Below are 12,962 nucleotides of genomic sequence, written 5' to 3' on the forward strand. Positions count from 1 at the left end.
CTCGTGACCCCAAGACCCCGCACCCGCTGGCTGATCCTGATCCTCGTCGCGCTGATCGCGGCAGGCGCATTCGCCGCGCTTCTCTGGCCGCAAGCGCAGACGGTCGATCTGGGCACCGTCACGCGCGGGCCGATGCGGCTTGCGATCGAGGATGACGGGCGCACGCGGGTCAGCGAGAGCTACACTGTCTCGACCCCGGTGAGCGGGCGGCTCCAGCGCCTCGACATCCACGTGGGCGATCCGGTGGTGAAGGGCGAGACGGTCGTGGCGCAGATGCGCCCCGCCCTGCCCGCCGTGCTCGATGCCCGAAGCCGCGCGCAAGCCGAGGCTGCACTGGCCGAGGCGCAGGCGGCCCTGAGTGCCGCCGAAGGCGATTACCGCGCGGCGGTGGCGATGCGCGAACAGGCGGATGCCGATCTGTCGCGTTCCCAGCGTCTGGCGCTCTCGGGCACGATCAGCCAATCCGCGCTCGACCGCGACCAGATCACAGCCGATTACGCGGCAGCCCAGGAGGCCGCCGCGAAAGCCGCGATCGCGATGCGCGAGGCAGCCGTGGCCTCGGCGCAATCGGTGCTGCAAAACGATGCCGGCGCGAGCAATGGAAAGGGCGCCGAGACGATCCCGCTTTTCGCCCCCGCCACCGGGACCGTGCTGCAGATCCTTCAGGAGAACGAGACGGTTCTCTCCGCCGGCAGCCCGATCATGGAGATCGGCAATATCTCGGACGGGCTGGAAGTGGTGGCCGACCTGCTCTCGCGCGACGCGGTGCGCGTGCGCGTGGGCGATCCGGTCGAGATCACCGATTGGGGCGGGCCGGATGTGCTGGAAGGCAAGGTCCTGCGCGTCGATCCGGCAGGCACCACGAAGGTCTCGGCGCTGGGGGTCGAGGAACAGCGCGTCGGGGTGGTGATCGGCTTCACCGGCGATCCGGGCAAGCGCGCAGGCCTCGGCCACGGGTTCCAGGTGACGGTGCAGATCGTCGTCTGGCAGGCCGAGGACGCGCTGCGCGTGCCCTCCAGCGCCCTGTTCCGGCGCGGTTCGGGCTGGTCGGCGTTCAAGGTCGAGGATGGCCGCGCACGCGAAGTGGCGGTCGAGATCGGCACGGATAACGGTACGGTGGCCGAGGTCACATCGGGCCTGAGCGACGGAGATCAGGTCGTGCTTTACCCGGTCGAGGGGCTGGCGGATGGCTCCACCGTCGCGCCGCGTTCGGGGGGCTGACCGGCCTCCGCAACCAGGGCGCTTTATTTATCATACCATCCGGTATATTAAATCCGCATGAGCGCCCCCACCCCCGATTCCAACACCCCCCGCCGCCGTGGCCGACCGCCGCGCAAGCCGGATGATCAGGCCGCCCGCAAGGCATTGATCCGGGCGGGGCTCGTGCAGCTGACCGAGCGCGGCTACACCAATGTCGGGCTCGACGAAATCACCGCCGCCGCCGGTGTGACCAAGGGCAGCTTCTACCACTACTTCCCGACCAAGGCCGCCTTCGGCGCCGAGCTGATCGAGGCCTATGGCGCCTTTTTCCGCGACAAGCTTTCGCGCTCGCTCGACCGCCACGACCTGACGCCGCTCGCGCGCCTGCGCGCCTTCAGCCGCGACGCCGAGGCGGGCATGGCGAAATACGATTTCCGCCGCGGCTGCCTGATCGGCAATCTCGGGCAGGAGATGGGTACGCTCCCCGAGGATTACCGCGCCCGCCTCATCGCCGTTCTGGAAAGCTGGCAGGCGCTGGTGGCCGACTGCCTGCGCGCGGGCCAAGCCGCAGGCGAAGTACCCGCAACCCAAGACCCCGACACGCTCGCCGAGATCTTCTGGACGGGCTGGGAAGGCGCCGTTCTGCGCGCGAAACTTCAACATTCCCCCGAGCCGCTGCGTCGCTTCGCCGACGGGTTCCTGCGGCTCGCCCAAAGCTGAAAGGACATGACATGGTGCAGGCCATCGTGATCGAGAAACCCGAGGAAACGCAGACCGTCGCGCTGAAGGAGATCGAGCTGCCGCCGCTGGGTGAGGGCGAGGTCGCCGTGGACGTGGCCTATTCGACGCTCAACTACAAGGACGCGCTGGCGATCACCGGCGCGGGGCCTGTGGTGCGAAGCTTCCCGATGGTGCCGGGCATCGACTGCTCGGGGATCGTGGCCGAGAGCAACCATCCCGGTTTCGCCAAGGGCGACCGCGTTGTGCTGAACGGCTGGGGCGTGGGCGAGAAACATTGGGGCGGGCTGGCAGGGCGCGCGCATCTCAAGGGCGACTGGCTGGTGAAACTGCCCGAGGGGATCTCCTTGCGTCAGGCGATGGCGATCGGCACGGCGGGCTACACGGCGATGCTCTGCGTGATGGCGCTCGAGGCGCATGGTGTAACCCCCGACAAGGGCGAGGTCGTGGTGACGGGGGCCACGGGTGGTGTGGGCAGCGTGGCGACTGCGCTTCTGGGCAAGCTCGGCTACACCGTCGCCGCCGTCACCGGCCGCCCCGAGGAAGAGGCTTACCTGAAATCGCTCGGCGCATCCTCGATCGTCGCGCGCGATGAGGTCTCGGGCAAGGCGCGACCGCTGAACAAGGAACGCTGGGCGGGGGCCGTCGATGTGGTGGGCGGCGAGGTGCTCGCCAACGTCCTCTCGATGATGGCATATCGCGGCACCGTCGCGGCCTGCGGGCTGGCGGGGTCTATGTCGCTGCCGACCTCGGTCGCACCCTTCATCTTGCGCAACGTGACGCTTGCGGGCGTCGACAGCGTGATGTGCCCGCTTGAAGACCGCGTCGAGGCCTGGCGCCGTCTGGCTGCCGATCTCGACATGGACAAGCTCGCCGCGATGGAGATGGAGGTCGCGCTGGAAGACGTGATCGCCACGGCTCCGAAATTCCTCGAAGGGAAGGTGCGTGGGAGGATCGTCGTGCCAGTTGCGCCCGAGCTTGGCTAACCAAGCCAGAGTGCGGAGCCAAGCATCCGCCGCAACAGCCCCGTCTGGCCGCTGACCCCTGCCCGCGCGTAGATCTGCTTCGAGGTCGAGCGCGCGGTCTCAAGCGTCCAGCCGAGGCGCTCTGCCGCCTCGCGCAGGCTCGCCCCGTCACACAGCAGCACCGCCAGCCGCGCCTCGGACCGGCTCAGATCGAGATCGCCCGCAATCCGCCCTAGCGGCAGGTCTTGTGCCTTCGGAAGGGCGCGCAGATGGCCGATCACGGCCGGTGCGCCCTGCCACTTGCCTTGCGTAAGCCGAAGGTACACCGGGGGCTCGCCCGCCATCTCGACGGGGCGCGGCGCGCTCTCGCTTGCCGCCAGCGCGGCCAGTGCCTGCCGAAAGGCGAGCGCGGCCTCGGGATCGGCAAATTCGAGCCGCGCGCCATGACGCAGGCGCAGCCGCTCGGTCGCGTCCAACCCGGCCGCGACCTGCGGATCGTGGGCGATCACCGCGCCCGTTGCACTCAGCGCCACCCACCCCGCCCCAAGCGCCGCGGCGCTTCGTTCGGCCATTGCGGCACGCGACCGTTCGATCCCCAGTGCCGCCCGGATCGACAGCGCCTGCCCCAGATGCGGCGCGAGATTGGAAAGCGGCAACGCCTCGGCTGCACGAAACTCCCGCCCTGAACGGGCGATCATCAGCACCACCTGCCCTGCCGTTCCCGCCGCGACCTTCAGCACCCGTAGGGGTGTCGGCCAATCCGGCTCCCCCGGCAAGTCGATCTGCGAATAGACCCGGTCGAGACGCATCGCGCGCAGTCGCTCGGTCTCGGGCAAGGCGATCTTGCCGAGCTGCCAGCTCGCGCCTTCACCTTCCGCAGCAAGGAGCCGAACCGCCGCCGCCTCTGCATGCGACGCCGCGCAAAGCCGTTCGAGAAAGCGCACCCAGCCTGCCGCGCCCCCCTCGCTTGCCGCCGCGAAGAGCGCGTTGATCAACAATGTGTTTTCGGACTGGCCCAACATTGGCCCAACTTACCCCCCATTTGGGGGGTTATCCAGAAAGAACGCTTCCCTATACCGGGGAAAATTCGCGTTCGGACAAAGGCCCTCCCATGGACCCCAAAACCCTGACCCACCTGCAACGCCTCGAAGCCGAGAGCATCCACATCATGCGCGAAGTGGTTGCCGAGGCCGAGAACCCGGTGATGCTCTATTCCGTCGGCAAGGACAGCGCGGTGATGCTGCATCTGGCGAAGAAGGCGTTTTACCCCTCGCCGCCGCCCTTCCCGCTCATGCATGTCGACACGACCTGGAAGTTCCAGGACATGTACAAGCTGCGCGACAAGGCGGCGAAAGCGGCCGGAATGGAGCTGATCGTCTATCAGAACCCCGAGGCCAAGGCGAAAGGGATCAACCCGTTCGATCACGGCTCGCTGCACACGGACATGTGGAAGACCGAAGGGCTGAAACAGGCGCTCGACAAGCACAACTTCGACGTGGCCTTCGGCGGCGCGCGCCGCGACGAGGAGAAATCCCGCGCGAAGGAACGCGTCTTCTCGTTCCGCTCGGCCAATCACCGCTGGGACCCGAAGAACCAGCGCCCCGAGCTCTGGCGCCTCTACAACGCCAAGAAGGCCAAGGGCGAGAGCGTCCGCGTCTTCCCGATCTCGAACTGGACCGAGCTGGATATCTGGCAATACATCCACCTCGAAGGCATCGAGATCGTGCCGCTCTATTTCTCGGCCCCGCGGCCGACGGTGGAGCGTGACGGGCTGATCCTGATGGTGGATGACGACCGCTTCCCGCTGCGCGACGGCGAAGAACCGGTGATGCGCTCGGTCCGCTTCCGCACGCTGGGTTGCTACCCGCTGACGGGCGCCGTCGAGAGCGAGGCGCAGACCCTGCCCGAAGTCATTCAGGAAATGCTGCTGACCACCACCTCCGAGCGTCAGGGGCGCGCGATCGACCACGATCAGGCCGCCTCGATGGAGAAGAAAAAGCAGGAAGGCTATTTCTGAGCCCTCCCACTCGCGCCCCCATTTCCACCCTATCAGGTGAGCCGACATGACGACCAACGACCCGATCTACAAGACCGACGCGCTGATCGCGCAGGACATCGACGCCTATCTCGAGGCGCATCAGCACAAGACCATGCTGCGTTTCATCACCTGCGGTTCGGTCGATGACGGGAAATCGACGCTGATCGGGCGGCTGCTCTATGACAGCAAGATGATCTTCGAGGATCAGCTTGCCGCACTGGAAGCCGATTCCAAGCGCGTCGGCACCCAAGGGCAAGAGATCGACTTCGCGTTGCTGGTCGACGGTCTGGCCGCCGAGCGCGAACAGGGCATCACCATCGACGTGGCCTACCGCTTCTTCACGACCGAAAAGCGCAAGTTCATCGTCGCAGACACGCCCGGCCACGAGCAATACACCCGCAACATGGTCACCGGCGCCTCTACCGCCGATCTGGCCGTGATCCTGATCGACGCGCGCAAGGGCGTGCTGACCCAGACGCGTCGCCATTCCTACCTCGTGAACCAGCTCGGCATCCGCCATATCGTGCTGGCGGTGAACAAGATGGATCTGGTGGATTACGATCAGGCGACCTTCGAAGACATCGTGGCGGATTACAAAACCTTCGCCGACAGTATCGGCATCGAAGGCTTCACCGCGATCCCGATCTCGGGCTTCAAGGGCGACAACATCACTGGCCCGAGCGAACGCACGCCCTGGTACAAGGGCCCCTCGCTGCTGCCCTATCTGGAGGCCGTCGAGGTGGACGTGACCTCGGATCAGGGGCGTCCGTTCCGGATGCCGGTGCAATGGGTGAACCGCCCTAACCTCGACTTCCGCGGCTTCTCGGGCCTGATCGCCTCGGGCACCGTGCGCCCGGGCGACGAAGTACGCGTGCTGCCCTCTGGCAAGACCTCGAAAGTGGCACGCATCGTCAGCCTCGAAGGCGATCGCGATCTGGCGGTTGCGGGTGAATCCACGACGATCACCCTTGAGGACGAAATCGACTGCTCGCGCGGGCAGGTCATCGTCGCCGCCAAGGAGCCGCTGGAGGTGGCCGACCAGTTCGAGGCTACCATCGTCTGGATGGACGAGACCGAACTGGTTCCGGGCCGCGCATATTGGCTCAAGATCGGCACCCAGACCGTTTCGGCCACCGTGCACGAGCCCAAATACGAGGTGAACGTCAACACGCAGGAGCATCTGGCGACGAAGACGCTGGATCTGAACGCGATCGGTGTGGCCAACATCACCACCGACCGCGAGATCCCCTTTGCGCCCTATGCCGAAAACCGCGATCTGGGCGGGTTCATCCTGATCGACAAGATGACCAACCAGACCTCTGCGGCCGGCATGATCAACTTCGCCCTGCGCCGGGCCCAGAACATCCACTGGCAGGCCACCGATATCGGGCGCGAGCATCATGCGAACATGAAGCATCAGAAGCCCGCCGTGCTGTGGCTGACCGGCCTCTCGGGCTCAGGCAAATCGACCATCGCCAATATCGTCGAGAAGAAGCTCGCGCGGATGAACCGCCACACCTTCCTGCTCGACGGCGACAACGTGCGCCACGGGCTCAACAAGGATCTGGGCTTCACCGAGGCCGATCGCGTGGAGAACATCCGCCGCGTCGGCGAGGTCGCCAAGCTGATGACCGATGCCGGTCTGATCGTGATCACCGCCTTCATCTCGCCCTTCCGATCCGAGCGCGACATGGTGCGTTCGATGATGCAGCCGGGAGAGTTCATCGAGATCTTCGTCGACACACCTCTGGAAGTGGCCGAGGCGCGCGACGTGAAGGGGCTTTATGCAAAAGCGCGTTCGGGCCAGCTGAAGAACTTCACCGGCATCGACTCGCCCTATGAGGCGCCCGAGAATGCCGAGATGCGCATCGACACGACCGCGATGACGCCCGAGGAAGCGGCCGATCTGATCATCGCGCGGCTGATCCCGTAAAGACCTTGGCGGGGCGCGGCGATCCGCGCCCCCGAAGACGCGCCCCTAGCCCAGCAGATCGCGGGCGATGCGCTCAAACAGATGCGCGCCGGTGCCGATCAGGTCATCGGGGAAATCGTAATCGGGATTGTGCAGCGCGGGGGCGTCCAAGCCGACGCCAAGGCACATCATCGCCGATTTCGCCCCATGCCCGAACAGTCCGAAATCCTCCGAGGCGCGCATCGGCACGCCCTCTTCGCCATTCGCGATGCCAAGGCTGTCCATCGCCTGCCGTGCGATCCCGACCGCCTCCGCCGCGTTGACCGAGGCCGCGAAGCGGTCATGCTCTTCGATCTCCAGACCCAGCCCCGCAGTCTTAGCCTCCTCAGCCACCCGCGCGCGGATCTCGGCCTCGAGCGCGGCAAGGCTGTCATCGCCGCCCGTGCGCAAGGTCGCGTAAAGCACGCCCTCCCCCGGTGCGATGCCGAAGGTAGGTTCCCCCACCGACAGATGGGTCAGCGTCACGAGGCGGAACGCATCGTCCAGATCGCCGCCCGGACCCAGCGCCTCCAGCACCGGCGCAAGGCGTGCGAAGACAGGGAGCGGTGAGCGCCCTGCTCCGGGATCGGCGGCATGGGCGGTCTTGCCCGAAAGCGTGATCTTCAGCCCGACCGAGGCGCAATTCATCAGCCCCCGCTTCGTGCCAACATAGCCACGCGGAAGTCCCGGCAGCCCGTGGATCGCGAAGGCGAAATCGGGGGCGATGCGGGCAAAGTTCGGATCCTCGATCACCGCGCGCGCGCCTGCGCCCGTTTCCTCGGCGGGCTGGAACAGCACGATCACCCGCCCCTTTGCGACGGGTTTGCGCGCGATCAGACGCGCCAGCCCCATCAGCATCACCATATGCCCGTCATGGCCGCAGACATGCGACACACCGGGGCGCTCGGAGACCCACTCGACATGGGGATCTTCCGCGATCGGCAGCGCATCAAGCTCGGCGCGAAAGAGCACCGCAGGGCCCGGCTCACCGCTGTCGAAAACCGCCGCAACCCCATGCCCGCCGATCCCGGTGATCAGTTCGGACGGGTTCAGCGCGCTCAGCTCCGTCGCGATCCGGCGGGCGGTCTCCACCTCCTGCCCCGAGACCTCGGGCGCGCGGTGGAGCGCGTGGCGCAGCGCGGTCAGCTCGACCAGATCGGCATTCCCCAGCATCACCCCTCCTGCAGCTCGCGCAGCACCTCGGCCCCGATCTCGAAGGACCGGATCCGCGCGGCCGGATCGTGGATCATCCCCGTCACCATCAGCTCGTCGGGCTGGTAACGCTCGATCAGCACGGCAAGCTGCGTGCGGATCGTCGCGGGCGAGCCCGTGGCCGAAACCGAGAGCGCCTGCTCGGCCTGCGCCAGAACCGCTGCCGGGATATCCGCCCCCGGGTCATGGCTCGGGCGCGGCAACTTGCCGGGTTTGCCCATGCGCAGCCGCGCAAACCCCATGAGATGCGACGACCGCAGATAGGTGGCTTCGGCATCCGTCTCGGCCGCGAACAACCCCGCCGCCATCATCGCGTAAGGTTTCGACAGATGATCCGAGGGGCGGAAGCCCGCGCGATAGGCGGCCAGCGCCTCTTCCAGCATCGCCGGGGCGAAATGCGAGGCGAAGGCATAGGGCAACCCGAGATAGGCGGCGAGCTGCGCACCGAAGAGGCTGGAACCCAGGATCCAGATCGGCACCTTGCTGCCCTGCCCGGGGATCGCGCGCACGCGGGCATCCTCTGGGCCTTCCGCGAGGAAATCCATCAGTTCGACCACGTCATCGGGAAATCCGTCCGCAGGCGCCATGTGCCGGCGCAGCGCCCGCGCCGTCGCCATGTCGGTTCCGGGCGCGCGGCCAAGCCCGAGGTCGATCCGACCGGGATAGAGTGCCTCGAGCGTACCGAACTGCTCGGCCACCACGAGCGGTGCGTGATTGGGCAGCATGATACCGCCCGCGCCCACGCGCATCCGTTGCGTCGCACCCGCGATATGACCGATCACCACGGGCGTCGCGGCGCTCGCGATGCCGGGAAAGTTATGATGCTCGGCCAGCCAGTAGCGGTGATAACCGGCCGCCTCCGCCGCACGCGCGAGATCGGTGCTGTTGGCCAGCGCCTCGGCCGGGCCGCCGCCTTCGGGAATGGGCGAGAGATCGAGAAGGGAGTAACGTTTCATCAGGCCTCCGGGGGTCTCCGGGAATTCGCTCTCAGGGGTTTCAGAGACGCGCGCCGCTGTCAATCGGCGCGGCTGCGCGGCATCGCACAGCCCGCCCGCCCCCGCGCCATGCTCGATCCGGCTTTGCCCTTGACCTCCCCCGCAGGCCCGTCCCACCCTGCGCGCAAGCGACAGGAGAAGCCGATGCCCATCACCAACGCCCCTTTCAGCCAGACCGAATATGACCGCCGGATCGCATTGGTGCGCGCCGCGATGGCCGAACGCGGGATCGAGATCCTGTTCGTCACCAACCCCTCGAACCAGTTCTGGCTGACGGGTTATGACGGCTGGTCCTTCTACACCCATCAGGGTGTGATCCTGCCGATGGAGGGCGCGCCCTATTGGTGGGGCCGCTTCATGGATGCCAATGGCGCACGCCGCACCGTCTGGATGGAGGAGGAGAACATCCTCCATTACAACGACGCGATGGTGCAGTCGGATGTGATGCATCCGATGGAAGACCTCGCCTCGCATCTGCGCATCATGGGCTATGGCAAGGCGCGGATGGGGGTCGAGATGGAGACCTATTTCTACACCGCCAAAGCCCATGCCGTTCTGACCGACGGGTTGCCTGAGGCCGAGTTGAACGACGCGAGCGTGCTGGTGAACTGGCAGCGCCTGATCAAGTCGGGCGAGGAGCTGGCCTTCATGCGCCGCGCCGCGCGGATCTCCGAACTGGTGATCTCGCGCGCGATGGAGCTGGCCGAGCCGGGGCTGCGCAAGCACGATCTGGTGGGAGAGCTCTACAAGACCGCCGTGCAGGGCGAGGAAGACAGCTGGGGCGATTACCCCGCGATCGTGCCGATGCTGCCCTCGGGCCCCGATGCCTCCGCCCCGCACCTGACCTGGAACGGTGAAGCGTTGAAGGCGGGTGAAGCCACTTTCGTCGAGCAATCGGGCTGCTATCGCCGCTATCACGCGCCGCTCTGCCGGACCGTGTTCCTCGGCAAGCCCCCGCAACACATGATTGATGCAAGCCAGGCCCTGACCGAGGGGCTCAATGCCGGAATCGAGGTTGCGCGCGCCGGCAACCGCGCCTGCGATATCGCCCGGGCGCTGAATGTCGAACTCGCGAAAGTCGGAATCGAACGGCCCAACCGCGCGGGCTATGCGGTGGGCTGCTCCTACCCGCCCGATTGGGGCGAGCATACGGTGTCGATCCGCGACACCGACGAGACGATCCTGCAACCCGGCATGACCTTCCACTTCATGCCCGGCCTGTGGATGGACGACTGGGGGATGGAGACCACCGAGACCATCCTGATCACCGAGAACGGTCCGGCCGAGCCGCTGTGCAAGGTCGAGCGCAAGCTCTTCATCAAGGACTGACGATGCGGCTCGACACCACCCGCGCGATCCTCTCGGATCTGATCGGCTTTCCGTCGGTCTCTTCGGACACCAACCTGCCGATCATCCACTACATCGCCGACCGGCTGGAGGCGGCGGGCGCGGCTGTCGAGGTGATGATGGACCCAAGCGGTCACAAGGCGAACCTCTTCGCCACGCTGGGCGAGGCGCGCGATGGCGGGCTGGTGCTGTCTGGCCATTCCGACGTGGTGCCGGTCACCGATCAGGACTGGACGAGCGATCCCTTCACCATGGTCGAACGCGACGGCAAGCTCTACGGGCGCGGCGCCTGTGACATGAAAGGGTTCATCGCAGCCTGTCTCGGCTCGCTCGATCTGCTGGCCGAGGCCGCGCAGACCCGCCCGATCCATTTCGCTTTCACCCATGACGAGGAGGTCGGCTGTCTGGGCGCGCAGGAGCTGGTGAAGATCCTCGCCAAGCGCCCCGTCAAACCCGCGCTGTGCATCATCGGAGAGCCGACCTCGATGCAGGTCTTTGACGGCAACAAGGGCTGCTGCGAATACACGGTGCGCTTCGAGGGGCGGCCGGGCCACAGCTCGGCGCCGGATAAGGGCGTGAACGCGGTCGAATATGCGGTGCGCTACATCAACCGTCTGTTCGAGCTGCGCGCCGAACTGGTCAAACGCTGCCCCGAGGGCTCGCGCTTCGACCCGCCACAGACGACGCTGAACATCGGCGCGCTGCGCGGCGGCGTCTCGCATAACGTGATCGCGCCGCGTGCCGAGCTGAACTGGGAAATGCGCCCGATCAACGAGACCGATATGCGCTTCGTGAAAGAGGAAATCGCAAGTTTCGTCGAGGACACGCTCCTGCCCGAGATGCGCGCCATCGCGCCCGAGGCGGGCATCTCCACCGAGACGATCGGCGAGGTGGTGGGGCTCGAGCCGATGGACGAGAACGCCGCGCGCGATCTGGTCTTCGCACTCACGGGGCAGAACCATGCGGGCTGCGTCGCCTTCAACACCGAAGCCGGACTGTTCCAGTCGATCGGGATGGATGCGGTGATCTGCGGGCCGGGCTCGATCGAGCAGGCGCACAAAGCCGACGAGTTCGTCTCGCTCGACCAGATGTCCCAGGCGCTGGCGATGATCGGGAAACTCGCCAGCGCCCGGAGCTAGCCGTTCTTACGCAGCGGCTTTCTGTGCAGGCGCGGCCGTCTCGCGGTAATGCGCCTGCGCGGCGGCAACGCCGCTGCCCAGCTCTACCGGCAGCCCCAGATCGGCCATCGCCATCTCGGCGGTCGCCAGACCCGAGAGCGTCATGACATCGGTCATCAACCCAAGGTGCCCGATCCGGAACACCTTGCCCGCGACATCGCCCAAGCCCCCGCCAAAGGCCACGCCATAGGCGTTCAGTGCCTGCGCCACGATCCGACCCGCGTCGAACCCTTCGGGCGCGCGCACCGCGCTGACGCTGTTGGAATAGAGATCGGGCGAGACCGCGCAAAGCTCCATCCCCCAGGCCGAGACCGCGCGGCGCACGCCCTCGGCAATGCGGGCATGGCGGGCGAAGACGTTTTCCAGCCCCTCGCCCAGTAGCATATCGCAAGACGCCTTGAGACCGTTCAGCAGCCCCACGGGCGGCGTATAGGGGAAGCCGTTGGCCGCGTAGCCCGCCTGCATGTCGCGAATATCGAAGAAGCAACGCGGCAGTTTCGCGCGCTGAACGGCGGCGAGCGCCTTTTGCGAGAACCCGGTGATCGCGAGGCCCGGCGGCAGCATGAAGCCCTTCTGACTTCCGGTGACGGCCACGTCCACGCCCCAGTCATCCATCCGGAAATCCATCGACCCGATGGAGCTGACCCCATCCACGAAGAACAGCGCCGGGTGGCCCGCCGCATCCATCGCGCGCCGGATGCCAGCGACATCCGAGGTCACGCCGGTCGCGGTCTCGTTATGGGTGGCCAGCACCGCCTTGATCTCGTGGCCTTTGTCGGCGGTGAGGATCTCGGCGAAGCGGTCGACCGGGATGCCCTCACCCCAGTTCACCGTGACCTGCTCGACCACCAACCCGTAGCGCTGGCACATGTCGATCCATTTATGGCTGAACATCCCGTTGCGGCAGGAAAGAACCTTGTCGCCGGGCGAGAGCGTGTTGGTGATCGCGGTCTCCCAGCCGCCGGTGCCTGTCGCGGGAAAGACGAACGCCTCGCCGGTCCTGGTCTTGAGCACCTTCTTCACGCCGTCCAGCGCGGGGTGGATGATATCGGCGAAGCCGGGGCTGCGATGGTCCATCGTCGGAATATCGACGGCCTTGCGCAGGCTTTCGGGAATATTGGTCGGGCCCGGAATGAACACGGGGTTCAGATGGATCATGACGCCTCCTCCTCTGGCTGGGAAAAGTCGTATCACGCGCGGGCGGGGCCGGATATTTTTACGAAAATCCACAGCCGCAGCGCAGAAAATCCAAATTTTCGACGCTGTATCAAGGTATTACGTTTTTCATATAGTGAAATATATTTTTGTTTTATACATGTTAAAAAGGATTTTCCTCGT

General features: G+C 66.2%; 11 protein-coding genes. 7 read left to right on the top strand and 4 right to left on the bottom strand.

The window, feature by feature from the left end; all coding sequences use genetic code 11:
- The first annotated feature begins 3 nt into the window (after positions 1-3).
- Genes BMI90_RS00825 through BMI90_RS00835 form a run of 3 tightly spaced genes read left to right on the top strand, consistent with a single transcriptional unit; the run spans position 4 to position 2,924 of the window.
- Positions 4-1,221 (top strand): HlyD family efflux transporter periplasmic adaptor subunit, encoded by a 1,218-nt coding sequence (locus BMI90_RS00825; RefSeq protein WP_078524991.1) that lies wholly within the window; start codon positions 4-6, stop codon positions 1,219-1,221.
- 57 nt (positions 1,222-1,278) lie between these two features.
- Positions 1,279-1,920, top strand: coding sequence for a TetR/AcrR family transcriptional regulator (locus tag BMI90_RS00830; protein WP_078524993.1), 642 nt, complete (start codon positions 1,279-1,281; stop codon positions 1,918-1,920).
- Positions 1,921-1,931: 11 nt separating this feature from the next.
- A complete protein-coding gene (locus BMI90_RS00835) occupies positions 1,932-2,924 on the top strand; it encodes an MDR family oxidoreductase (protein WP_078524995.1) in 993 nt (330 codons plus the stop codon).
- Here BMI90_RS00835 and BMI90_RS00840 read toward each other — a convergent pair.
- On the bottom strand, positions 2,921-3,925 hold the full coding sequence (locus tag BMI90_RS00840; protein ID WP_078524997.1) for a hypothetical protein: 1,005 nt from the start codon (positions 3,923-3,925) through the stop codon (positions 2,921-2,923). The two genes, BMI90_RS00835 and BMI90_RS00840, sit on opposite strands and share 4 nt — an antisense overlap.
- Between BMI90_RS00840 and cysD the strand changes: the two genes are divergently transcribed.
- Both cysD and cysN read left to right on the top strand, forming a co-directional pair.
- Complete coding sequence (gene cysD, locus BMI90_RS00845; RefSeq protein ID WP_281251059.1) at positions 3,901-4,920, top strand: sulfate adenylyltransferase subunit CysD; 1,020 nt, start codon at positions 3,901-3,903, stop codon at positions 4,918-4,920. The genes BMI90_RS00840 and cysD overlap by 25 nt on opposite strands.
- Before the next feature lie 46 nt (positions 4,921-4,966).
- Entirely contained in the window at positions 4,967-6,874 is a 1,908-nt protein-coding gene (cysN, locus tag BMI90_RS00850; protein WP_078525001.1) for a sulfate adenylyltransferase subunit CysN, read from the top strand.
- 45 nt (positions 6,875-6,919) lie between these two features.
- Here the strand turns inward: cysN and BMI90_RS00855 are convergent, their stop codons facing one another.
- Together BMI90_RS00855 and BMI90_RS00860 are read right to left on the bottom strand one after the other, a co-directional pair.
- Positions 6,920-8,065 carry an amidohydrolase gene (locus tag BMI90_RS00855; RefSeq protein ID WP_078525003.1) on the bottom strand — a complete coding sequence of 382 codons (1,146 nt, stop codon included), beginning with the start codon at positions 8,063-8,065 and terminating at the stop codon, positions 6,920-6,922.
- Positions 8,065-9,060: an LLM class flavin-dependent oxidoreductase gene (locus tag BMI90_RS00860; RefSeq protein WP_078525005.1), complete on the bottom strand. Its 996-nt coding sequence runs from the start codon at positions 9,058-9,060 to the stop codon at positions 8,065-8,067. The genes BMI90_RS00855 and BMI90_RS00860 overlap by 1 nt, the downstream gene beginning before the upstream one ends.
- A gap of 183 nt (positions 9,061-9,243) precedes the next feature.
- Between BMI90_RS00860 and BMI90_RS00865 the strand changes: the two genes are divergently transcribed.
- Complete coding sequence (locus tag BMI90_RS00865; protein WP_078525007.1) at positions 9,244-10,428, top strand: M24 family metallopeptidase; 1,185 nt, start codon at positions 9,244-9,246, stop codon at positions 10,426-10,428.
- Positions 10,429-10,430: 2 nt separating this feature from the next.
- Positions 10,431-11,585, top strand: coding sequence for an acetylornithine deacetylase (argE, locus tag BMI90_RS00870; protein ID WP_078525010.1), 1,155 nt, complete (start codon positions 10,431-10,433; stop codon positions 11,583-11,585).
- A 6-nt stretch (positions 11,586-11,591) separates the two neighbouring features.
- On the opposite strand, the gene bhcA is transcribed toward argE, so the two are convergent.
- The gene (gene bhcA / locus BMI90_RS00875; protein ID WP_078525013.1) at positions 11,592-12,782 is read right to left on the bottom strand and encodes an L-aspartate--glyoxylate aminotransferase BhcA; all 1,191 of its coding nucleotides are present in this window, start codon (positions 12,780-12,782) and stop codon (positions 11,592-11,594) included.
- Positions 12,783-12,962: the final 180 nt, after the last annotated feature.

Origin of the sequence: Thioclava sp. L04-15 (genome assembly GCF_002020275.1) — a bacterium.
Taxonomy (GTDB): Bacteria; Pseudomonadota; Alphaproteobacteria; order Rhodobacterales; family Rhodobacteraceae; genus Thioclava; species Thioclava marina.